Annotated in this window: 17 protein-coding genes; 5 read left to right on the top strand and 12 right to left on the bottom strand. The window is 70.5% G+C overall.

Features of this window, described 5'->3' with window-relative positions; genetic code table 11:
• Window positions 1-2: 2 nt before the first annotated feature.
• The 7 genes from ACFO6V_RS15375 to ACFO6V_RS15405 all read right to left on the bottom strand — a co-directional run bounded on the left by ACFO6V_RS15375 (window position 3) and on the right by ACFO6V_RS15405 (window position 7,279).
• A complete protein-coding gene (locus ACFO6V_RS15375) occupies window positions 3-731 on the bottom strand; it encodes an SseB family protein (protein ID WP_377136687.1) in 729 nt (242 codons plus the stop codon).
• Entirely contained in the window at window positions 728-1,471 is a 744-nt protein-coding gene (gene priA, locus ACFO6V_RS15380; protein WP_377136689.1) for a bifunctional 1-(5-phosphoribosyl)-5-((5-phosphoribosylamino)methylideneamino)imidazole-4-carboxamide isomerase/phosphoribosylanthranilate isomerase PriA, read from the bottom strand. Before priA ends, ACFO6V_RS15375 begins: the two co-directional genes overlap by 4 nt.
• Window positions 1,472-1,575: 104 nt before the next feature.
• Window positions 1,576-2,220: an imidazole glycerol phosphate synthase subunit HisH gene (gene hisH, locus ACFO6V_RS15385; RefSeq protein WP_377136690.1), complete on the bottom strand. Its 645-nt coding sequence runs from the start codon at window positions 2,218-2,220 to the stop codon at window positions 1,576-1,578.
• Between the two features lie 2 nt (window positions 2,221-2,222).
• Entirely contained in the window at window positions 2,223-2,819 is a 597-nt protein-coding gene (locus tag ACFO6V_RS15390) for a hypothetical protein (protein WP_377136692.1), read from the bottom strand.
• 5 nt (window positions 2,820-2,824) lie between these two features.
• Complete coding sequence (gene hisB, locus ACFO6V_RS15395) at window positions 2,825-3,424, bottom strand: imidazoleglycerol-phosphate dehydratase HisB (RefSeq protein WP_377136694.1); 600 nt, start codon at window positions 3,422-3,424, stop codon at window positions 2,825-2,827.
• Entirely contained in the window at window positions 3,421-4,650 is a 1,230-nt protein-coding gene (locus ACFO6V_RS15400) for a histidinol-phosphate transaminase (protein WP_377138148.1), read from the bottom strand. Before ACFO6V_RS15400 ends, hisB begins: the two co-directional genes overlap by 4 nt.
• A 124-nt stretch (window positions 4,651-4,774) precedes the next feature.
• The gene (locus tag ACFO6V_RS15405) at window positions 4,775-7,279 is read right to left on the bottom strand and encodes a RecQ family ATP-dependent DNA helicase (RefSeq protein ID WP_377136696.1); all 2,505 of its coding nucleotides are present in this window, start codon (window positions 7,277-7,279) and stop codon (window positions 4,775-4,777) included.
• Window positions 7,280-7,361: 82 nt separating this feature from the next.
• On the opposite strand from ACFO6V_RS15405, the gene ACFO6V_RS15410 reads away from it, so the two are divergent.
• A complete protein-coding gene (locus tag ACFO6V_RS15410; protein WP_377136697.1) occupies window positions 7,362-8,048 on the top strand; it encodes a class I SAM-dependent methyltransferase in 687 nt (228 codons plus the stop codon).
• A gap of 30 nt (window positions 8,049-8,078) precedes the next feature.
• Here ACFO6V_RS15410 and ACFO6V_RS15415 read toward each other — a convergent pair whose 3' ends face one another.
• Window positions 8,079-9,398, bottom strand: a complete 1,320-nt coding sequence (locus tag ACFO6V_RS15415) for a carbohydrate-binding protein (RefSeq protein WP_377136699.1) — start codon at window positions 9,396-9,398, stop codon at window positions 8,079-8,081.
• A gap of 133 nt (window positions 9,399-9,531) precedes the next feature.
• Here ACFO6V_RS15415 and ACFO6V_RS15420 point away from each other — a divergent pair, with 133 nt between their 5' ends.
• Window positions 9,532-9,936, top strand: coding sequence for a pyridoxamine 5'-phosphate oxidase family protein (locus tag ACFO6V_RS15420; protein ID WP_377136701.1), 405 nt, complete (start codon window positions 9,532-9,534; stop codon window positions 9,934-9,936).
• Window positions 9,937-9,969: 33 nt separating this feature from the next.
• Here the strand turns inward: ACFO6V_RS15420 and ACFO6V_RS15425 are convergent, their stop codons facing one another.
• Window positions 9,970-10,236, bottom strand: a complete 267-nt coding sequence (locus tag ACFO6V_RS15425; protein WP_377136702.1) for an RNA-binding S4 domain-containing protein — start codon at window positions 10,234-10,236, stop codon at window positions 9,970-9,972.
• Window positions 10,237-10,275: 39 nt separating this feature from the next.
• On the opposite strand from ACFO6V_RS15425, the gene hisD reads away from it, so the two are divergent.
• Window positions 10,276-11,601, top strand: coding sequence for a histidinol dehydrogenase (gene hisD / locus ACFO6V_RS15430; RefSeq protein WP_377136703.1), 1,326 nt, complete (start codon window positions 10,276-10,278; stop codon window positions 11,599-11,601).
• Window positions 11,602-11,687: 86 nt separating this feature from the next.
• On the opposite strand, the gene ACFO6V_RS15435 is transcribed toward hisD, so the two are convergent.
• Window positions 11,688-12,143, bottom strand: coding sequence for a cupin domain-containing protein (locus ACFO6V_RS15435; RefSeq protein WP_377136704.1), 456 nt, complete (start codon window positions 12,141-12,143; stop codon window positions 11,688-11,690).
• A gap of 221 nt (window positions 12,144-12,364) precedes the next feature.
• On the opposite strand from ACFO6V_RS15435, the gene ACFO6V_RS15440 reads away from it, so the two are divergent.
• Both ACFO6V_RS15440 and ACFO6V_RS15445 read left to right on the top strand, forming a co-directional pair.
• Window positions 12,365-16,867 carry a S8 family serine peptidase gene (locus tag ACFO6V_RS15440; RefSeq protein ID WP_377136706.1) on the top strand — a complete coding sequence of 1,501 codons (4,503 nt, stop codon included), beginning with the start codon at window positions 12,365-12,367 and terminating at the stop codon, window positions 16,865-16,867.
• Window positions 16,868-17,238: 371 nt separating this feature from the next.
• Window positions 17,239-17,988: a hypothetical protein gene (locus ACFO6V_RS15445; RefSeq protein ID WP_377136708.1), complete on the top strand. Its 750-nt coding sequence runs from the start codon at window positions 17,239-17,241 to the stop codon at window positions 17,986-17,988.
• Window positions 17,989-18,322: 334 nt separating this feature from the next.
• Here the strand turns inward: ACFO6V_RS15445 and ACFO6V_RS15450 are convergent, their stop codons facing one another.
• Both ACFO6V_RS15450 and dnaE read right to left on the bottom strand, forming a co-directional pair.
• Complete coding sequence (locus ACFO6V_RS15450; RefSeq protein ID WP_377136710.1) at window positions 18,323-18,847, bottom strand: NUDIX hydrolase; 525 nt, start codon at window positions 18,845-18,847, stop codon at window positions 18,323-18,325.
• Window positions 18,844-22,395, bottom strand: coding sequence for a DNA polymerase III subunit alpha (gene dnaE, locus ACFO6V_RS15455; protein ID WP_377136712.1), 3,552 nt, complete (start codon window positions 22,393-22,395; stop codon window positions 18,844-18,846). Before dnaE ends, ACFO6V_RS15450 begins: the two co-directional genes overlap by 4 nt.
• Between the last annotated feature and the right edge of the window lie 4 nt (window positions 22,396-22,399).

Raw genomic sequence — 22,399 nt, forward strand, 5'->3', positions numbered from 1 at the left:
GATCAGCGCGCCACGCCGATCCTCAGCTCCAGCGAGTCGACCCGCGCCGAGATCACCTCTGATGCCGCCAGCCGGGCGTTGACCTGGGCCAGCACCGCGTCCAGCCCGGCGCGGTCCAGGCCAGGGTTCAGGCCGAGCACCACGGCGACCTCTGCCGTGCGGCCGGGTTCGGCGTGCGCCCGCACCACGTGCTGCACCGGGGCCGCCGCGACGGCCACCTCGGAGGCGATCTCCGGGTCCACGACGATCCCGTCCTCGTGCGGTACGAGCGCCGGCCGCCACTCCTGGCCCTGTGCCAGCGCCCAGACGGCGGGCCGCGGCACGAGCGCCGTCGACGGCCCTGCCGGGTCGACGACGATCAGCGCCCAGTTCTCGTTCACCGCGGACAGCGCGGCGCGGGACGCCTCGACGGGCACCGGCCGCGCGTCGGTCCGCCAGGCCTGCATGGCGACCACGGACGTGAAGACGGGCAGCGCCCGGCGCCCGTCCGGCGCCTCCAGCGCCACGACGCCGGACGACGCCTCCTTGTCCACGGTCAGCCCGTCCGGGTTCTGCTCGGCGACCCCGAGCTCGGCCAGGACCGGTACCAGCACGCGGGTCTCGGCCAGCCGCGCGACGACGTCGCGCAGCGGGGCGGTCCCCGTCGTGTAGCCGGCGAGCAGCCGGGTCAGCTCGGCGTCGGCTGAGCCGTCGTCGTCCGCGAACTGGCTGGACGGCTGGATCGACTTCACTCTCCGGCCTCGTCGCCCGGGCGGCCGGCGACGTCGAGCGCCTCGGGCAGGGTGAACGCACCCGCGTACAGCGCCTTGCCGACGACCGCGCCCTCGATGGTGCCGAGCTCGCGCAGGGCGGTCAGGTCGTCGAGCGACGAGATGCCGCCCGAGGCGACGACGTGCGCGGAGGTGCGCGCGGCGACGTCGGACAGCAGCTCGAGGTTGGGGCCGCGCAGCGTGCCGTCCTTGGTGACGTCAGTGACGACGTAGCGGGCGCAGCCTGCCTCGTCGAGGCGGCCGAGGACCTCCCAGAGGTCGCCGCCCTCCTTGGTCCAGCCGCGCGCGGCGAGCGTGGTGCCGCGCACGTCGAGGCCGACGGCGACGCGGTCGCCGTGCTCGGCGATGACCTTGGCCGTCCAGGCCGGGTCCTCGAGCGCGGCGGTGCCCAGGTTGACGCGACGTGCGCCGGTCGCGAGCGCGCGCTCCAGCGACTCGTCGTCGCGGATGCCGCCCGACAGCTCGACCTGCACGTCCAGCTCCCCGACGACCCGCGCGAGCAGCTCGGCGTTGGAGCCGCGCCCGAAGGCGGCGTCCAGGTCCACGAGGTGGACCCACTCGGCGCCGCCGGACTGCCAGTCCAGGGCCGCCGTCAGGGGGTCGCCGTAGGAGGTCTCCGAGCCGGCCTCGCCCTGGACGAGGCGGACGGCCTGGCCGTCGGCGACGTCGACGGCGGGCAGGAGCACGAGGCGGTCGGTCATGTCTCTCCAAGTTTCGATCTGTCTCTGAACTGAGTGCTGGGTATGTGTTGAATCAACCCTCGCTGGCTCACAAATACCCAGCACTCAACGGTGTGGGGGGTGGGTCAGGCGAGGGTGCGGACCCAGTTCTGCAGGAGCTGGGATCCCGCGTCGCCCGACTTCTCGGGGTGGAACTGGGTGGCCGCGAGAGGGCCGTCCTCGACCGCGGCGACGAAGCGTCCGCCGTGCTCGGCCCACGTGACCTTCGGCGGCGAGAAGATCCCTACCGCGTTCTCGTCGTAGCCCTTGGTGAACGTCTGCACGGCGTACGAGTGCACGAAGTAGAAGCGCTCGTCGGCGATCCCCTCGAAGAGGGTAGAGCCCTCGGGCGCCTCGACCGGCGACCAGCCCATGTGCGGCACGACGGGAGCCTCGAGCCGCTCGACGACGCCGGGCCACTCGCCGATGCCCTCGGCACGCTCGCCGTGCTCCACGCCGGCGTCGAACATGACCTGCATGCCCACGCAGATGCCAAGGACCGGGCGGTTGCCGGCCAGCCTGCGGCCGACCACCTCGTGCCCGCGCACGGCCTTGAGGCCTGCCATGCACGCGGCGAACGCGCCGACACCCGGCACCACGAGGCCGTCGGCCTCCTGCGCCGTGGTCCGGTCAGCGGTCAGCGTCACGTCCGCGCCGACCCGCTCCAGGGCACGGACGGCGGACCGGACGTTGCCGAAGCCGTAGTCGAGGACGACGACCCTCGCGCCCACGCTCAGGCCCCGCCCGTGCTGCCCTGGTCGGGCTCGCCCTTGCCCATGCCCTTGCGGGCCTTGCGCGCCGCGGACGTGAGCATCCGCACCGCCTTGAACTTGCTGATCGAGGTAGAGCCGACCACACCGTCCAGGTCGGCCACGCTGGTGGCGCCCGTCAGCAGGTCGACCACGTTCTCGGGGGCGCTGCCCAGCACGAGGCCGGGGGCGAGCTCGTCACCGCGGACGCCGTCGGCGAACTGGACCGCCGTCATCTGCTCACCGGTGCGGGTCACCAGGACGAGCGGGACGCCCCGCACGAGCTGGGAGATCTCGGCGGCGGCCTGTTCGGGCGCGTCGCCGGCGAGGTCCTTGAGGACGCCGACGGCGCCCATCGACGTGGGAACCGCGTCGAGGTCGAGCTGTGCGAGGGAGCTGGCCGCTGCGAGCGGCTCCGCCCCGGCGATCTGGGTGAGGATCGCGGCGAACTCGGGCTCGCCGCTACCGGTGAGGGACGACAGGTCGTCCGGGATCTCGAAGTCGAGATCGAAGTCGGGCAGGTCGTCGCCGGGCGGCGTGCTGCCGGACCCGTCGTTCTCGGGCTTGGGGCTGTCGGACATGGCTGCTAGAGCGCACCCTTCGTGGACGGTATTCCGTCGACCCGCGGGTCGACGGCGACGGCGGCGCGCAGCGCACGCGCCAGCGCCTTGAACTGGGCTTCGACGATGTGGTGCGGGTCGCGGCCCGCGAGCACCCGCACGTGCAGGCAGATCCCCGCGTGGTGGGCGATCGACTCCAGCACGTGCCGCGTCAGCGAACCCGTGAAGTGGCCGCCGATGAGGTGGTACTCCTGACCGGCGGGCTCACCCTCGTGCACCAGGTACGGCCTGCCGGACACGTCCACCACTGCCTGGGCGAGCGCCTCGTCGAGCGGCACGAGGGCGTCGCCGAACCGGGAGATGCCCGCCTTGTCGCCGAGTGCCTCGCGCAGTGCCTCGCCGATGCTGATCGCGACGTCCTCGACGGTGTGGTGGGCGTCGATGTGAGTATCGCCGGTCGCGTGCACGGTGAGGTCGATCAGCGAGTGCTTGCCGAGCGCGGTGAGCATGTGGTCGTAGAACGGCACGCTCGTGCTGATGTCGGTGCGCCCGGTGCCGTCGAGGTCGAGCTCGACCAGCACCTTCGACTCGGAGGTGGCGCGCTCGACGCGTGCTGTCCTGGTCATGACTGTTCCTCTCCCTGCTCGTGTGCGTGCTCGTCGCCCGGCCCGTTGCCCTGCCCCTGCAGGACCTCGGTGAGCGCCGAGCGGAAGGCGGCCATCTCGGCGGACGTGCCGATCGAGACCCGCAGCCAGCCGTCGGGGCCGGTCTCGCGGATCAGGACACCGCGGTCCAGCAGACCCTGCCACACGGCGTGCCGATCGCTGAACCGGCCGAACAGCACGAAGTTGGCGTCCGTGTCGGCGACCTCGAACGGGGCGCCGTCCGGGAGCCGCTGCTCGCGCAGCCAGGCGACACACGCGTCCCGCTCGGCACGCAGCGTGGCGACCTGCGCCATGAGGGACTCGCGGTGGCGCAGCGCGGCGCCGGCCGCTGCCTGCGTGATGGCGCTCAGGTGGTACGGCAGGCGCACGATCCGGAGCGCGTCGACGAAGTCGCCGGAGGCGACCAGGTAGCCGAGCCGGGCGCCGGCCGCGGCGAAGGCCTTGGACATCGTGCGGGTGACGGCGAGGTTCGGGTACCGCTCCAGCAGCGCGACGGCGGACGGCGTGCCAGGACGCCGGAACTCCGCGTAGGCCTCGTCCACCACGACGACGGGGTGCGCGCCGTCGAGGTCCACACCGAGCGCCGCCTCGCAGACCGCCTCGACGGTGGCCGTCGGGAGCGCCGTTCCGGTCGGGTTGTTGGGGCTGGCCAGCAGGACCACCGACGGGCGTACCGCGCGGATGGTCTCTGCGGCGTAGGCCGGGTCGAGCGTGAAGTCGTCCTCCCGGCGGCCCACCACCCAGGTCGTGTGCGTGTCCCGCGCGTACTCCGGGTACATGGAGTACGTCGGCGCGAACGACAGGGCGGTACGGCCCGGACCGCCGAACGCCTGGAGGACGTGCAGCATCACCTCGTTGGACCCGTTGGCGGCCCACACGTCGAAATGCTCCAGGTCGACGCCGGTCTCCACCGCGAGGTAGTCCGCGAGGTCCCGACGCAGGACCGTCGCGTCCCGGTCCGGGTAACGGTTCATCCCGCGGGCGGCGCGCGCCACCTCCTCGGCGATGGTGGCGACCACCTCCTCGCCGGGCGGGTACGGGTTCTCGTTGACGTTCAGCAGCACCGGGACGTCGAGCTGCGGAGCGCCGTACGGCTTCTCGTTCGCCAGCTCGGGGCGCAGCGGCAGCCGCACCGAGGGCGCGGGAGCGCTGTCCTCCGCACTGTGCTGGTCGACGGCGTGTGTCATCACCGGACCAGTCTACGAACGACGGCGCACCGGACCGGTGCCAGTCCGCCCACCGGGCGCGTGGGCAACGTCACCGCTGGAGTCGCCGCTGGAGTCACCGTCACCGCGGAAGTCACCCCTGGAGTCACCGCACACCCAGCACGAACGGGTAGACCGCTGCCGCGCCGGCCTCGCGGAGCAGCCGTGCGGCGACCGTGAGTGTCCAGCCCGAGTCGGTGTAGTCGTCGACGAGCAGCACCGTCCGGCCCGGCAGGCCACGGAGCGCACCCTCGCCGAGCTGCAGCTGCAGCCGCCGGACCACTCCGGCGAGCCGCATCGCCGAGTTCACGTCGTGCCGCCCGGGCTGTTCCTGCCCGGCGACCGGACCGATCGCACCGATCATCGGCACGCCCAGGTACTTCGCGAGCCCGGTGGCCAGGTGGTACGACAGCTGCGGCCGGGTGATGGACCGGACCGCCACGACCGCCTCGATCACCAGCGGACCGGCCTCGGCCTCACCCGCGCCGGCCTCGTCCATGCCCTCCGCCTCGGTCGGCTCCGCCACGGGGCGGAGCGCGCTCCACTCGTCGAGCACGCGCGCGGCGGCCCGGCGCAGCGGCACCGGAAGCTCGCCGTCGCCCGCAGACGGCGCGAGCAGGTCACGCAGCGGGCCGGACCAGCCGAGGCCGTCGAGCCGGGCGACCGCCCTGCCCGGCTCTGCCAGCTCGGCCGGCGGGATCTTGCCCTTGAGGTCCAGGCCGATCGAGGCCAGGCCGGTGGGCCACATCTTGCGGGTCTCGACCTCGTCCCCCGGCCGGTCCATCTCGGCACGCGCCGCGGCGATCGCCTCGGCGTCGGGGGCCTCCGGCAGCTCCATCCCGCCGCACCGGTCACAGCGGCCGCAGCGCCAGCCCGGCGCCAGCTCCGGATCGTCGAGCTGTGCCCGCAGGTACGCCATGCGGCAGCCCTGCGTGCCCACGTAGTCCACCATCGCCTGCTGCTCGGCGGTGCGGCTGGCGGAGACCCTCGCGTACCGCTCGGCGTCGTACGACCACTCCTGGCCGGTGGCCTCCCAGCCTCCGCGCACCCGCCGGACGGCGCCGTCGACGTCGAGCACCTTGAGCATGGTCTCCAGGCGGGAACGACGCAGGTCCACCTGCGTCTCCAGCGCCGCCGTCGACATGGTGCCGCCGCCGCGCAGCGCCTCGAGCGTCGCCCGCACCTGGCCCTCGGCGGGGAACGCCTGCTCGCCGAACCAGTCCCAGATCGCCTTGTCCTCCACACCCGGGAGCAGCACGACGAGCGCCTGGTCGACACCACGTCCGGCACGACCGACCTGCTGGTAGTACGCGATCGGCGACGACGGCGCACCGAGGTGCACCACGAACGCCAGGTCCGGCTTGTCGAAGCCCATGCCCAACGCCGACGTCGCGACCAGCGCCTTGACGTCGTTGTTCTTGAGGTCGACCTCAAGCTGCTCGCGCTGCGCGGGCTCGGTCCGGCCGGTGTACGCGGCGACCGCGAGGCCGTAGCCGCGCAGCTGCTCGGCGACCTGTTCCGCCGCCGACACCGTGAGGCAGTAGACGATGCCGGAGCCGTCGATGTCCTGCAGCGTCTCGGCCAGCCACGCCACGCGGGTGGGCTGGTCGCCGAGCTCCAGCACCGCCAGGTGCAGCGACTCGCGGTCGAGCCCGCCGCGCAGCACCAGCACCTCTTCGTCGCTCGCGCCGTCCGCGTGCACGGCGAGCTGCTCCGCGACGTCCTGGGTGACGCGCTCGTTCGCGGTGGCCGTCGTGGCGAGCACGGGGATCCCCGTGGGCAGGTCGGCCAGCAGCGTGCGGATACGCCGGTAGTCCGGGCGGAAGTCGTGCCCCCAGTCGGAGATGCAGTGCGCCTCGTCGATGACCACGAGCCCGGCGTCGGCCGCCAGTCGCGGGAGCACCTCGTCCCGGAAGCCCGGGTTGTTCAGCCGCTCCGGCGAGCACAGCAGCACGTCGACCTCGCCGCGCGAGATGGACGCGTGCACCTCGTCCCACTCGGTCATGTTGGCCGAGTTGATGGTCACCGCACGGATGCCCGCACGTGAGGCCGCCGCTATCTGGTCACGCATGAGCGCGAGCAGCGGCGACACGATCACCGTCGGCCCGGCGCCGCGCGCCCGCAGCAGCTTGGTCGCGACGAAGTACACGGCGGACTTGCCCCACCCGGTGCGCTGCACCACGAGCGCCCGGCGGTGGAACGCGGCGAGCGCCTCGATGGCGGTCCACTGGTCGTCACGCAGGCGCGCCTCGTCGCGGCCGACGAGCTCGCGGAGCGCTGCCTCGGCCTCCTCGCGCAGCGACGCGCCCGGCAGGGCCGCGGCCACCGGAAGTGGTGCCGGCTCGGCGATGTCGGGTTCGACCTCCGGCGCCGGTTCCAGCACAGGCTCCGGCGTCGGCTCGGGCTTGCGCCTGCGCGGCGGGTTCGCCGCCGCGACGGCCGCGTCCTCGTCCAGCAGGCCACGCAGCATCTGCAGCTTGGCCGCCTGCGCCTCCGGCGTGTTCCGGGCGGACGGCGGAGGCGCCGGGTCACCGACCTCGGTCAGGAAGGCTGCGTCGTCGGGCGGCTCCTCCGCGCTGAAGGGGAGGTCTGCGAAGGGGTCCTTGGTCACGTCATCGATCCTATGAGGAGCCACCGACACCGCGAGCGGGTTATCCACACCTATCGCCCCGGACGTACCTAGAATCCGGCTCGTGACCTCCACCGCGAACGCGACCGAACCGCCGTCGGACGAGGAAGCGCGCCGCGCGGACTTCCTGGCGTACTACGACGCGGAGGCCGCAGATCGGGCCCGCAGGCCGGTCCCGCCGTGGCGCGTCGCCGCACAGCAGGAGTTCCTGGCCCGGCTCGCCGAGGAGCGGTGGCGCACGGTGCTGGAGGTCGGCTGCGGCCCGGGCCGCGACGGCGAGGCGATCGCCGCCGCGGGTCTCGCGTACACGGGTGTGGACCTGTCCCCCGGCATGGTCGAGGTCGCCCGGGCGGCCGGCCTGGACGCGCACGTCGCGTCGGCGACCGACCTGCCGTTCGGCGACCACACCTTCGACGCCGTCTGGTCCATGAGCACGCTGATGCATCTCGACGACGCCGAACTGGCGGCGGCGCTGTCCGAGATCGTCAGGGTGCTGGTGCCGGGCGGGCTGTTCGCGGTGGGGATGTGGGGCGCGGCGGAGCTGACCGTGGGCACCCTCGCCGGGCCCGCCGCAGAACCCGGCAAGGCCTACGGCCCGCCCCGCTACTTCCACCGCCGCACCGACACGACGGTCCGCGAGCGCCTGGGCGAGCACGGCGAGATCGAGTCCTGGTGGACGCGGCCGAGCAGCCCGGGCAGCAGCCACCGGTATCAGTACGCGGTGGTGCGCACGGCCGGCCCGGCCGGCTGACGAGCCGGCCGGGCTGGCGACGTCGACCTGCTACCGGCCCTGCAGCGCCCGCACGTTGTCGGCGAAGGTCCAGCCGCGCGACCCGTCCCAGTTGATCGACCAGGTCATGAGGCCCTTGAGCGACCCGTTGTAGGAGCCGTACGCCTGGCTCACCAGCGATGGAGCCATGTACCCGCCGCCCGCGCCCTGCTGGGCGGGCAGGCCGGGGACCTGCTTGTCGTACGGCACGCGGATGGTGGTCCCCTGGATGTTCAGCCCGGCGTTCAGGCAGTCCGTCTGCGCCCTGAACCCCGCGACGGTGCCCGCCGCGTAGGAGTTACCCGAGCAGTCGTACATCGACCCGTTGTAGTACTGCATGTTGAGCCACCAGAGCCGTCCGTTGTCGGCGTACTTCTTGATGATGGGCAGGTAGGAACCCCAGATCGAGCCGTAGACGACGCTACCGCCGGTGACGTAGGCCGTCTCGGGCGCCATGGTCAGCCCGAACCCGGCGGGCATGCCGGCGAGCACCCCGTCGATGATCCGGATCAGGTTGGCCTGCGACGTCGAGAGCTGCGTGATGGAGCCGCTGCCCGTCAGGCCGGTCTCGATGTCGATGTCGATCCCGTCGAAGTTGTACTCCCGCAGGATCGGCACGATCGTCGCGACGAACCGGTCCGCCACGGCCTGCGAGGACAGGTCGATGCCGGCGGTCGCGCCGCCGATCGACATGAGGATGGTCAGGCCGCTCGCCTTCGCGGCGCACATCTCCTCGGGCGTCGGCACCCGTACCCCGGAGTCCATGCCGTTCTCCCACAGCACGGTGCCGTCGGACCGGATCACCGGGAACGCCAGCGTCGCGACGTTGTACCCGTGCTGCGTGATGCGCGAGTCGGTCACGGGGATCCAGCCCATCCCGGGGTGCACGCCGTTGCTCGCGCCGTCCCAGTTCTCCCAGTAGCCCTGCAGCACCTTGCCCGACGGGCGCGGCCGCTGGCCGCAGTCGGTGGGCGTGGGCTCCGGGTCGGGCGTCGGGTCGGTGGGGTCGGGGTCCGGCGTCGGATCCGTGGGGTCCGGGTCGGGCTGGGTGGCGCACGCGCCGTCGTCGGTCCACAGGCTCGGGGTGGTGCCGGGCGTCCAGCCCGCGCCGACGTGTGCGGTGTGCCCGACCAGGGCGGTGTAGCCGCGGCCGAGGTGGGTCACGTGGTCGCCGGCGCGATAGGTGCTGCCCTCGGCCCAGGTCGCCGCCGTGCAGTCAGCGGCAGCGGCTCGTGCCACCGGCCCGGTCTGCGCGATGACCGCGGGGATCGCCAGTCCCGTGACGAGCAGGGCGGCGACACCCGCCGCCAGGAACGATGTACGTCGTCTCATGACCACTCCCCAGGCTCTGACAATAATTTGTCAGGAACGCTAGCCAAATGCGGCACCGCGGGGAATACGGGGAACCCACACCAGACGTCCGGGCGGGGCCGGGCGCGCCTCCGCACCGACCTAGACTCGCGTCGTGATCCGACTCAATCCCGAGCAGCTCGTCTTCGTCACGGAGCGCCACCTCGCGACCCTCACCACCCTGCGTCCCGACGGCACCCCGCACGTGGTCCCCGTCGCCTTCACCTGGGACGTCGAAGAAGGGGTCGCCCGGATCACGACGAACCGCAACTCGTTCAAGGCCCGGCACGCCACGCCCCTGTCCGACGGCGGAGCGCCCCGCGCCGCACTCTGCCAGGTCGCGGGCGGCCGCTGGATCACGCTCGAGGGCACCATCGCCGTCAGCGAGGACGAGGCGGAGATCGCCGACGCCGTCGAGCGGTACGCGCGCCGCTACCGCCAGCTGGGACCGAACCCGGACCGCATAGTGCTGCGCGTGACGGTCGACAAGGTGATGGCCTCGACCTACATGGCGTCCTGACCCGCCGCACCGAGCACGTCTCGCCCGGGGACGTCAGCCGACCTGGGCCGACGCCTCGCCCGTCGGGAGCGAGACCGCCACCACGTCGCCGCGCACGAGCTGGCGGCCACGGCGGAGCTCGACCTCGCCGTTGACCCGCACCTCGCCGTCGGCGATGAGGTCGCGCGCCTGCGCGCCGTCCTCGGCGAGGTCGGCGAGCTTCAGGAACTGCCCCAGGCGGATGACGTCGTCGCGGATCGGCACCTCGGGTACTGGACCGGAGCTGGATACGGGACCGGATTCGGCTGCAGAGTTGGACACGACACCATTGTCCCCCGCCTGCCGCCATAGACTGGCAAGGTGATCCAACGCATCGACCTGCGCGGCCAGTCCCTCGGGCGCCGCGCCCTCCTCGACGTCCTACCCCGTGCCGAGGTCGGAGTGGACGATGCCGTCCATGTGGTCGAGCCGTTGTTGCGCCAGGTCCGCGAGGGCGGGGCTGCCTCGCTGCGCGAGATCTCGCTCCGGCTGGACGGGATCGCGCCCCAGCACCTGCGGGTCCCCGCGACCGCCCTCGCCGACGCTCTCGAAGGGCTGGCGCCGCTGGTGCGCCGGGCCCTGGAGGAGTCGATCCGCCGCGTCCGCCGGGTGCACGCCGAGCAGCTCCCCGCCGACCACGTGACCGACGTCGCACCGGGCGCCGTCGTGCGGCAGCGCTGGATCCCGGTCCAGCGGGTCGGCCTGTACGTGCCCGGCGGGCTCGCGGTGTACCCGTCGTCGGTCGTGATGAGCGTCGTCGCGGCGCAGGAGGCGGGCGTGCCCGGGCTCGCGGTGACGTCCCCGCCGCAGAAGGACAACGGCGGCCTGCCGCACCCGACGATCCTCGCCGCGTGCGCGCTGCTCGGCGTGGACGAGGTCTACGCGGTCGGCGGCGCACAGGCCGTGGCCATGTTCGCCTACGGGGCCGCGGGCACCGAACCGCAGGACGGCGAGACGCTGTGCGAGCCCGTCGACGTCATCACCGGACCCGGCAACGTGTACGTCGCCGCGGCGAAGCGGCTGGTCCGTGGCATCGTCGGGATCGACGCCGAGGCCGGGCCCACGGAGATCGCCGTCCTCGCCGACAGCACCGCCGACGCCGGGCACGTGGCCCTCGACCTGATCAGCCAGGCCGAGCACGACCCGATGGCGGCGTCCGTGCTGGTCACCGACTCGGTCGAGCTGGCCTCCGCGGTGGAGGCGCGGGTCCTGGACCTGGCGTCCGCGACCAAGCACGCCACCCGCGTGGCGCGCGCCCTCGACGGCCCGCAGTCCGCGATCGTCCTGGTCGACGACATCGACGCCGGCGTGGCGGTCGTCAACGCCTACGGCGCGGAGCACCTCGAGATCCAGACGGCCGACGCCGCTCGGGTCGCCTCGCGGGTGCACAGCGCCGGAGCAATCTTCGTCGGGCCGTGGTCGCCGGTGTCGCTGGGCGACTACATGGCCGGGTCCAACCACGTGCTGCCCACCGGCGGCACCGCGCACTTCGCGAGCGGCCTCGGCGTGCACAGCTTCCTGAAGTCGGTGCAGCAGGTCGAGTACACGCGGGACGCCCTCGAGGAGCTCGCCGACCGCATCGTCGCCATCGCCAACGACGAGGACCTGCCGGCCCACGGCGAGGCGGTCCGAGGCCGCTTCCACTGACGCCACGAGGTACCGCGAAGTAGAGCGCTTGTCCGCGTCTCCCGGGCTTACCCCGGGAGACGCGGACAAGCGCTCTACTTCGCGGTCTAGGCGGTGGGACGCGGGGCGCGCAGGTGAGCGCGCTCCGCGAGCTCGTCCTCGTCGACCAGCTCGAGCATCGGCTTGCCCGGCGCGCACAGCATGACGACCACGAACTCCGTCCGGGCGTCGGTCAGCGCGTTGCCGTCCTGATAGTGGATGACGTCGCCGCCCGGCTCCCAGAACGTCCCGCCGGCCTCGATGACCCGCTCCGGCTCACCCTCGACCTCGAACCGGACCGCACCCTTGACGACGTACCCGAAGGCAGGCCCCGAGTGGCGGTGCGGCGGAGTTCCCGGGTCGCCGGGCTCCCACTGGACGTGCACGGTCATCGCCGAGGCGCCGTCCGGGACGGTGAAGGGCGACGCGTCCTGCAGCATCGTGGCCGCGGTCTTCCAGCCCTCCGGCCCCGCGTGCTCGCCGCTCCCGTGCACGTGTGCTGCCTGGTTCTCTGACACTGTCATCGCGCTGCGCCTCTCGTAGACATCGGTGTGCCAGTGATGACCGGAGGCCCCGCACATCTGTGACAGGCTCGACCGGCCACCGGGTGAATCCCGGCCGGAACCATTGACACGGCCCTCACCGTGCGCGAGGAATAGCGAGCACCCGCATGTGCTCGTTATGTGCTCGTTCCATCGCTGCTGTATCGAGGGAGCCGTAGATGTCACACCGGTCCAGAACGCCCATGCTCGTCATAGCGGCCGTCACGGCATTAGCGGCAGCGGTCGCGCCGGCAGCCGTCGCGGTCCCCCAGGCACCACCGGCCGCGGACAAGATCGACCCCCGCGACCTGCTCGCCGAGAACCTGGTACCGGCCGAGACCACGCCGCAGCCCGGCGTCGAGCGCACGGCCACCCTGCAGAAGCTGTCGCTCGGCCGCGGCAAGGCGGAGCGCACCTACCTGATCCGGCTCGCCGACGCCGCGGTCCCCACCTACTCCGGCGACGTCGCCGGGCTGGACGCCACCGCGCCCCGGGCCGGCCGCACGCTCGACCCGTCTGCCGCCCGCGTGCGGGAGTACACCGAGTTCCTGCAGGCGGAGCAGGACGACTTCGTCACCCGCATGGAACGCACGGTGGGGCACGGCGTCGAGGTGCCGTTCACCTACCAGTTCGCCGTCAACGGCCTGACCGCCGTACTGACGCCCGCCGAGGCCGCGAAGGTGGCCAAGGACCCCGCCGTCGCGCACATCGCGCTCGACAAGGAGCACGAGCTGCACACGGACGCCGGCCCGGTCTGGAGCAACGCGGACGCGCTGTGGAACGCCGTCGAGGAGCTCGGCCTGCCGGAGGACTACCAGGGCGAGGGTGTCGTCATCGGCACCATCGACACCGGTATCCACCCGAGCAGCCCCTCCTTCGCCGAGACCGGCGACGACGGCTACACGCACACCAACCCGCTCGGCGCCGGCAACTACCTCGGCGCGTGCGACCCGGCGAACACCGACCAGTACGACCCCGAGTTCCCCTGCAACGGCAAGCTGATCGGCGCCTACGGGTTCCTGGCCGCCGACGACCGGAGCGCCCTGGACGAGGACGGGCACGGCTCGCACACCGCCTCGACGTCGGGCGGCAACGTTGTCGACGACGTCCTCCCGACCGCCCCCGAGGGTACGAACCCGCCGCCGTTCGACATCTCCGGCGTCGCGCCGCACGCCAACGTGATCAGCTACCGCGGCTGCTGCACGACCGCGGGCCTGGTGGCCTCGATCGACCAGGCCATCGCGGACGGCGTCGACGTCATCAACTACTCGATCGGCTCGTCCTCGCCGTCCGACCTGTGGAACGACTTCGACTCGATCGGCTTCCTCAACGCGCGGGCCGCGGGCATCTTCGTGGCGACCTCCAACGGCAACGACGGCCCCGGGTTCGCCACCACCGGCTCCCCCGCCGACGCCCCGTGGATCACGTCGGTGGGCGCCTCGACCCACAACCGGCACGCGCTGAACGCCCTGACGAACCTGACGAGCAGCACGACCGACCTGCCCGACCTGACCGGCAAGTCGCTGACCGGGCCCCTGCCCGCCACGGCGATCATCGACGCGGGCTCCGTGGGCGACCCGCAGTGCACCGCGACCACCGGCCACGAGGCGGACTACGCCGACAAGATCGTGGTCTGCGCCCGCGGCGGCAACGGCCGCGTGGAGAAGTCCTCCAACGTCGCGGCGCAGGGCGCCACGGGCTTCGTCCTGACGAACGACGAGGCCAACGCCGGCTCCCTGCTCGGTGACGCGTTCGCCGTCCCCGGCGTCGCCATCAGCTACGCCGACGGCCAGACGCTGCGGGCCTGGCTGGCCGAGGGCTCCGAGCACACCGGCGCGATCTCGGGCACCAACTTCACCATCGACGACGCGCTGGGCGACACCATGGCCAGCTTCTCCTCGCGCGGGCCCAACCGGGCGGTCGACACGATCGTCCCGTCCATCACCGCGCCCGGCGTCGACATCCTCGCCGCGAACGGTGTGGCAGACGGCGCGTACGACCACGTCCAGTACGGCATCATCTCGGGCACGTCGATGTCGAGCCCGCACGTGGCCGGCGCCGGAGCCCTGCTCACGCAGGCCCGCCCGAGCTGGACCCCCGCGCAGCAGCAGTCCGCGCTCATGACCACTGCCCGCACGGGCGTGAAGGACTTCGACGGCTCCCCCGCCACGCCGTACGAGCAGGGCAGCGGCCACATGGACATCGGGGCCGCCGCACAGGCGGGCCTGCTGTTCGACGAGACCCCGGCGAACTACCTGGCCGCCGACCCGGAGGCGGGCGGCGACCCCAAGTCGCTCAACCTGCCGTCCTTCGCCGACACCCAGTGCCTGTCCACCTGCTCGTGGGAGCGCACGGCGGTCCCGCCGCCGTCCGCCCCCGCTGACGTCACGTGGACGGCCGCAACGGTCGCCGACGACGGGCTGTCCCTGGACGTGACGCTCTCGCAGGACACCGTGTCCCCCGGCGACGCGCTCGGCATCTCCGTCACCGCGAACGTGGCGGACGCCCCCGAGGGCGAGACGCTGTTCGGACGCATCACGCTCACCCCGAGCAACCCGGACGTCCCGGCAGTGACCCTCCCGGTCGCCGTCGTCCCGTCCGGGGCGATCCTGCCCGACGCGATCGACATCACCACGCGCCGGAACACCGGCTCGCAGGCCGTGACCGACATCCGGTCCACGACGGTCAGCGACTTCACCGGTTCGGTGAAGGGCCTGGTCGAGGCCGATCTCCACGAGGCCTCACTCAGCCAGGACCCCACCAACGGTGACGCGTTCGACGACCTGAGCCAGGTCCACGTCACCACGCTGGAGGTGCCCGACGACGCGGCGCGGCTCGTGGCGGAGATCACCGCTGCCGAGGCGCCGGACCTCGACATGTTCGTCGGTACCGGCGACACGCCGAGCGCGGCGACCCAGGTGTGCGCCTCCACCACGTCGTCCTCCGCCGAGGCGTGCGACGTGCCCGATCCGGAGGCCGGTACGTGGTGGGTGGTCGTCCAGAACTGGGGCGGCAGCACCAGCCAGCCGGACGCGCACACGCTCGCGACCGCCGTCGTCCCGTCCGAGGACCTCGGTAACGCGGGTGTGGCCGGTCCCGAGGGTGAGGTGCCCGTGGGTGAGCCGTACGACGTCCGCGTGCACTGGGACCTGCCCGACGCCGCCGAGGGCGACCTGTACTTCGGCACCGCGGTGCTCGGTACGTCGCCGGACAACGCGGGCGACATCGGCGAGATCCCGGTCCGGCTCAGCCGGGTGGCCGACGACGTGACCAAGACCGCGTCGACGGAGACCGCCGTCATCGGGGAGACGATCGGGTACGACATCACTGTCGCGCCGAACGTGACACCGGAGGACCTCACCTACACGGTGACCGACACCGTGCCCGACGGGCTGACCATCGACCCGGAGTCGGTGACCGGCGGTGGCGTGGTCGACGGACAGACGATCACGTGGGAGGTCGAGATGCCGACGCAGGTGGGCGCCACCGGCACCTACGAGGCGTCGACTCCCGCCGACGACCCGCAGTGTGCGGCGGCTTCCCGGTTCGTAGACCTAGAAGCAGCTGGCGTCGGGTTGAGCTCGGTCGACGGTGACTCCGTCGCTGTGAACGCGTTCGCGGAGATCGGCCCGTTCACTCACTATGGCAATGCTTACCCAGGGCTCACGGTGAGTGATGACGGTCTGATCACCGTCACCGGCGGCTATGGCGGCCAACCCTGGGTTCCCCAAGCACTCCCAGCTGAGGCTGCCCCCAATGGCGTCATCGCACCGCTCTGGGCGGACCTCCAGCTCTCCCAGGCACACGGTCGAGGTGTTCGGCTCGCCACCTCGAACAACGCGGTAGCGGTAATCCAGTGGGACGACCCGTTCCCATACGACGCCGACCCTGCAGACCTGGCAAACTCCGTGGGCACCTTCCAGGCATGGGTCTACAAGGACGTGAATGATTCGCGCCCCGAGATCCGATTCGAGTACGGCGACGTCGGGGCGCTGCCCGCCACGGCCACTATCGGGGTCGAGAACCTGACGGGCACGCTCGGCACGGCGGTGGTGAACGCGGGGAGCCCCTCTGGCACGGTCGTTGACGGCAGCACCATCTGCTTCGACTACGTGGGACCGGACGTCGACCCGGTCGAGCTCTCGTACGAGGTCACGGTCGATCCCGACGCGCTGACCGGCGTCTACGTCAACTCTGCCGAGCACGTCACGTCCGACCCGTTCGACGAGCCCGCCGTAGCGGCGGTCAATGTCGCCGTGACGGGTCTGGCGCCGTGCGACGAGACGATCACCGGCCGGCACAACGGACGGATCGTCGTCGACGAGGGCACCACCTGCATCGACGGCGCGACGGTCACAGGCCGGGTCACCGTGTCCGACGGCGCGGGGCTGCGGGTGACCGACTCGCGGATCCTCGCGCTCGCGCAGGCCACAGAGGCTTCCGAGGTTCGCATCTGCAACACGAGCATCACGGGCACGCTGACCGTGACCCGCAGCTCCGGGGTCATGGTCGGCGACCCGACAGCGAGCTGTGCCGGCAACCGGATCACCGGCCCCGTCACCGTGACCAGGTCGGAAGGCCCGGTCATCGGTGGCAACCGGATCACCGGAGCACTCACCTGCCTCCACAACGACCCGCCGCCCGTGAACAACGGTTCGCCGAACACGACCAAGGGCAAGGAGCTGGGCCAGTGCAAGGGTTTGTGATGCACGGTAGCGAGCGCTGCGTTCTCCCTTAAACACCGCGTGCGTCTAAACACCGCATGCGTCAGGGCTGCAGGCCCCTGTAGCCCTGACGCCGCGCCGTGAACACCAGGCGTGGATATATCCAAAGCGCGTGGCAACGCAGCCGCTAGAAGTTTGTTGCTGTCAGCATTTCACAAGCGGCGACAGCAAGGTGCGCTCGAACGAGCCTAGACCCGGCACAAGGGGGTGAAATGGGAATAATGTCTTGCCCTGTGCCAGATCACACCGATATGATCGGAGCCTTGTCGACGACGATGGATTGTTAGAGGGAATCACGTATGTCAAAACGCCTGACGGGTCTTGCTACCGCAATTCTGGTTACAGTTTCACTCTTGAGCATCACCCCAGCCGCTTCGGCCGGGAGCAGGGTGTCAACGCTCGGGACAGACCGGCCGATAGAGTTCTGCCCTGAGGAGCCTCTCGTCGAAAGCGAAGGCGCCCTCGACACAACCGTCGGATGCGACGACCAGCAGGACGACATCGCACAGAGCCGCGCATTCATGACCGAGTTCGGCGTCCCAGAAGACACCCAGGACGAGCTGATCACAAACGCGCTCGCTGGAGTTCTGCCGCTTTCTGAAGACCCAAGCGCGGAGCCAGTTTCAACAGAGTCTGGGGAGAACAGCGACTCCACGTTCCAGGTACTTCGGTACTCTGACGGCTCACTCGCGGTGCGCGAAATCGAGAAGTCGACGGCCGCTAGCGGGACGCGTGGGGTTCAGGCTGTCACGGGGTGCTCGCACTCCGGCACGACACACTTTACGACGTACTCAGGCTGCAAGATCCACTACCGTACTGTAGTTTTTTCCTATGGCTTCTATGCCTCGTTTAGAATCTATGGAAGCGGAAACGACTCGGTCATTTCAGCAGGCTCTAAATTCCAGGAGTACTCAATCGGACACTCTCGCCTGGACTGGCGCCTAAGGATCATCAACCAGACGGAGGATCCCGGAAACAACGCGCACATAGAACTGTCCATTCGATATCTTATTCTGCCCAGCGTTGGCGAGATCCAGAAGGGCGTTCGCCTGCGCGTCGGCAGCAACAAGTACTGCCAGAAAACGAATACGAGCAACTGCTGACATGATTGATCTTTCTTCGGATCCGGTCGGAGTCTGGTACGACTACGCCTGGCTATCATTTGCAGTCGCCGGGTTACTGCTTTTCGCCTGCGCACTCATTTCATGGCTCAGGCGAAAGAAACCTGTTCTCGGAACCTTCTGGGATCTGGTGCTCATAGTTGCTTTTCCGATCGTCGGATCGGCAATCTATCTCTTAGTAGCGCGTACCCGCGATCGCTCTGAACAGAGAGATTCTTCGGTGTAGGCCAGTCGCCGGACTTCACGAGTAAGCAAGGCCTTCCGGATCCTGCATCTGGAGGCCTTGCTTACTATCTGGACATCCTACTTTCGCGGATCAGAAGCCGAAGGTCATAAGGCGTGGCATCTCCGTGCCGTGCCGGCCCGCGTCGTGCACAGCGCGCAGCACCGCGGCCTCGTGCGGGACGAACGGTTCCGGCAGCGCGACGAACGGGAACCACGCCAGGTCGGCAGCCTTGTCCGCCTCCTGGATCGACGGCGTCCCGGTCCAGCGGGTGGCCTCGAACATGAAGTCGACCCGCTGCTCGATCGCGGGCCCGCCCGGCTCGCCGCGGTGCAGGACGGTCAGCGGCCGCACGTCCTCGGGGGCCACGACCACACCGAGCTCCTCGGCCGCCTCGCGTACGGCGGCGTCGATCACCGACTCGCCCTCCTCGACGTGACCCGCCGCCGCGCACGCCCAGAACCCGTCGCGGTAGCCGGTGCCCTGCCGCAGCTGCAGCAGGACCTGCCCCTCGCGCCGGAGGAAGAGGTACGCGGCAGGAACGAGCGCGAACCGCTCGTGGTCCCGCTCGTCGTAGCGGTCGCTCTCGACCGGCGCTACGCCGGGTGCCTCGGTCACGACAGGCAGCCCTGGCCGAGCAGCGCCTTCAGGTCGCCGAAGAGGGCGGGCGACTTCTCCACCCGCAGGCTGTCGGACGCCCGCACCAGCGTCTTCTTGCCCGGCTCGGCCACGACCACGTGCACCTCCGCGGACCCCGGGTGCGTGGCGAGCACCTCCCGCAGCCGCACCATCGTGGCCTCGATCGCGCGGGTGTGCGGCACCGTCACGGCCAGCGGCGAGTCGGAGCCCACCGTGATGTCGGGCATGGCCAGCTCCATGGCCTGCAGCGACAGGGTCTCGTCGCGCCGGCGCACCCTGCCTCGCAGCACCACCACCTGGTCCTCGACGAGCATCGTCGAGTACGCCAGGTAGGTCTCGCCGAAGAACATGACCTCGACGGCACCCTCCAGGTCCTCGACCGTCACCGCCGCCCAGGGGTTGCCGTTCTTGCTCATCTTCCGTTGCACCGAGGTCAGCAGGCCGGCCACGGTCACCTGTGAGTTGTCCGGGCGGCCCTCGTCGGCGATCAGGGATGCGATCGAGGTGTCGGCGGCGCGCTGCAGCACGTGCTCCAGCCCGGACAGCGGGTGGTCGCTCACGTAGAGGCCGAGCATCTCGCGCTCGAACTGCAGCTTCTGCTTCTTCTCCCAGTCGGGCAGGTCCGGCACCTCGACGGAGAAGCCCATGCCCGCCTCGTCGTCGGACGAGCCGCCGAAGTCCGCGAACAGGTCGAACTGGCCCTCTGCCTCCTTGCGCTTCACGCCGATCACGGAGTCGACGGCCTGCTCGTGGACCACGAGCAGCGAGCGGCGGGTGTGCCCGAGCGAGTCGAACGCACCTGCCTTGATGAGCGACTCGATGGTGCGCTTGTTGCAGACGGGCGCAGGGACCTTGTCGAGGAAGTCCTGGAACGACGTGAAGGTGCCCTTCTCCTCGCGCGCCTCCACTATCGCGTCCACGACGTTGCGGCCCACGTTCCGCACGCCGGTGAGCCCGAAGCGGATGTCGCCCTTGACCGCCGTGAACTTGGCGGAGGAGTCGTTGACGTCCGGCGGGAGCACCGTGATGCCCATACGACGGCACTCGTTGAGGTAGAGCGCCATCTTGTCCTTGTTGTCGCCCACCGACTGCAGGAGGGCTGCCATGTACTCGGCCGGGTAGTTCGCCTTGAGGTAGCCGGTCCAGTAGGACACCAGCCCGTAGGCGGCTGTGTGCGCCTTGTTGAAGGCGTAGTCGGCGAACGACTCGAGGACGTTCCACAGCACCTGCTGGGCCTCCTTCGAGAAGCCGCGCTCCGTCATGCCGCCGAAGAACTTCTCCTGCTGCTTGTCCAGCTCGGAGCGCTTCTTCTTACCCATGGCCCGACGCAACAGGTCGGCCTCGCCAAGCGTGTAGCCGGCCACCTTCTGCGCGACCGCCATCACCTGCTCCTGGTAGACGATGAGGCCGTACGTGCCGCCCAGGATCTCCGCCAGAGGCTCTTCGAGCTGCTGGTGGATCGGCGTGATCTCCTGCTGCCCGTTCTTGCGCAGCGCGTAGTTGGTGTGCGAGTTCACGCCCATCGGGCCCGGGCGGTACAGGGCAAGGACGGCGGAGATGTCCTCGAAGTTGTCCGGCTTCATGAGTCGCAGGAGCGACCGCATGGCCCCGCCGTCGAGCTGGAACACGCCCAGCGTGTCCCCCCGTGCAAGGAGCTCGTACGTGGCCATGTCCGTCAGCTCGAGCGTCTCGATCTCGAGCGGCGGCTTGCCGTTGTTCACGATGTTCTCGAGCGCGTCATCGAGGATCGTGAGGTTGCGCAGCCCGAGGAAGTCCATCTTGATCAGGCCGAGGCCCTCGGACGTCGGGTAGTCGAACTGCGTGATGATCGCGCCGTCCTGCGGGCGGCGCATGATCGGGATGATGTCGATCAGCGGGTCGCTGGACATGATGACGCCGGCGGCGTGCACGCCCCACTGCCGCTTCAGGCCCTCGATACCGCGGGCGAGCTCCACGACGCGCTGCGCCTCGGGGTCGGCCTCGTGCACCTGGCGGAACTCGCCGGCCTCCGAGTACCGCTTGTCCTTCGGGTCGAAGATGCCGCTCAGGGAGATGTCCTTGCCCATGATCGCGGGCGGCATGGCCTTGGTGAGCTTCTCCCCCATGGCGTATGGCATGCCGAGCAGGCGCGCGGAGTCCTTCAGCGCCTGCTTGGCCTTGATCGTGCCGTAGGTCACGATCTGCGCGACGCGGTCCTCGCCGTACTTCTCCGTGACGTACTTGATGACCTCCCCGCGCCGGCGCTCGTCGAAGTCGATGTCGAAGTCGGGCATGGACACACGGTCCGGGTTGAGGAACCGCTCGAAGATGAGGCCGTGCGGGATCGGGTCGAGGTCTGTGATGCGCATCGCATACGCGGCCATGGAGCCGGCACCGGAACCACGGCCCGGCCCGACGCGAATCCCGTTGTCCTTGGCCCAGTTGATGAAGTCGGCCACGACGAGGAAGTATCCGGGGAAGCCCATCTGGACGATGACCCCGACCTCGTAGTCGGCCCGCTCACGCACGTCGCCCGGGATACCGTCGGGGTACCGGTAGTGGAGGCCCTTCTCGACCTCCTTGACGAACCAGCTCGTCTCGTCCTCGCCCTCGGGGACGGGGAAGCGCGGCATGTAGTTGGCCGAGGTGTCGAACGAGACCTCGCACTGCTCGGCGATGAGCAGCGTGTTGTCGCACGCCTCGGGGAGCTCCTTGAAGACCTTCCGCATCTCGGCGGCCGACTTCACGTAGTAGCCCGAGCCGTCGAACTTGAACCGGTTCGGGTCGTCCAGCGTGGAGCCGGAGTTGATCGCCAGGAGCGCCTCCTGGCTGGTGGAGTCCTCTTCCCGCACGTAGTGCAGGTCGTTGGTGGCCACCAGCTTGGCGCCGATGGTCTTGGCGAGCTCGAGGAGCTCCTTGGTCACGCGGGTCTCGATGTCGAGGCCGTGGTCCATCAGCTCGACGTAGTAGTTCTCCTTGCCGAAGATCTCCTGCAGCTCACCCGCGTACCGGACCGCCTCGTCCCACTGCCCGAGCCGCAGCCGCGTCTGGATCTCGCCCGAGGGGCAGCCGGTCGTCGCGATGAGGCCGTCGGAGTACCGCTCCAGCAGGTCCCGGTCCATCCGGGGCCACTTGCCCATCTGGCCCTCCAGGGAGGCCAGGGAGGACGCCCGGAACAGGTTGTGCATGCCGGTGTTGTTCTTGCTCAGCAGCGTCATGTGCGTATAGGCACCACGCGCCGAGACGTCGTCGGACTCTTGGCCCGCCTCGCCGTAGCGCACCCGCTTCTGGTCGAACCTGCTGGTCCCCGGCGTGACGTACGCCTCGACGCCGATGATCGGCTTCACGCCGGCCTTCTGCGCCTGGGCCCAGAACTCGTGCGCCCCGAAGAGGTACCCGTGGTCGGTCGTCGCGATGGCGTGCTGCCCCTGCCGGACGACCTCCTCCATGAGGTCGCCGATCCGCGCCGCGCCGTCCAGCATCGAGAACTCGGTGTGCACGTGGAGGTGGACGAAGTCGTCGCTCTTCGAAGCGGTGGCGGTGGGCATGTCC

Origin of the sequence: Promicromonospora alba (genome assembly GCF_042654905.1) — a bacterium.
GTDB lineage: Bacteria > Actinomycetota > Actinomycetes > Actinomycetales > Cellulomonadaceae > Promicromonospora > Promicromonospora alba.

What these genes read in the sequence shown, in the direction of transcription:
- priA (WP_377136689.1), bottom strand. Translation starts at nt 1,471, where the DNA reads ATGACCGACCGCCTCGTGCTCCTGCCCGCCGTCGACGTCGCCGACGGC.
- ACFO6V_RS15390 (WP_377136692.1), bottom strand. Translation starts at nt 2,819, where the DNA reads ATGTCCGACAGCCCCAAGCCCGAGAACGACGGGTCCGGCAGCACGCCG.
- hisB (WP_377136694.1), bottom strand. Translation starts at nt 3,424, where the DNA reads ATGACCAGGACAGCACGCGTCGAGCGCGCCACCTCCGAGTCGAAGGTG.
- ACFO6V_RS15400 (WP_377138148.1), bottom strand. Translation starts at nt 4,650, where the DNA reads ATGACACACGCCGTCGACCAGCACAGTGCGGAGGACAGCGCTCCCGCG.
- ACFO6V_RS15415 (WP_377136699.1), bottom strand. Translation starts at nt 9,398, where the DNA reads ATGAGACGACGTACATCGTTCCTGGCGGCGGGTGTCGCCGCCCTGCTC.
- ACFO6V_RS15435 (WP_377136704.1), bottom strand. Translation starts at nt 12,143, where the DNA reads ATGACAGTGTCAGAGAACCAGGCAGCACACGTGCACGGGAGCGGCGAG.
- ACFO6V_RS15440 (WP_377136706.1), top strand. Translation starts at nt 12,365, where the DNA reads ATGCTCGTCATAGCGGCCGTCACGGCATTAGCGGCAGCGGTCGCGCCG.
- dnaE (WP_377136712.1), bottom strand. Translation starts at nt 22,395, where the DNA reads ATGCCCACCGCCACCGCTTCGAAGAGCGACGACTTCGTCCACCTCCAC.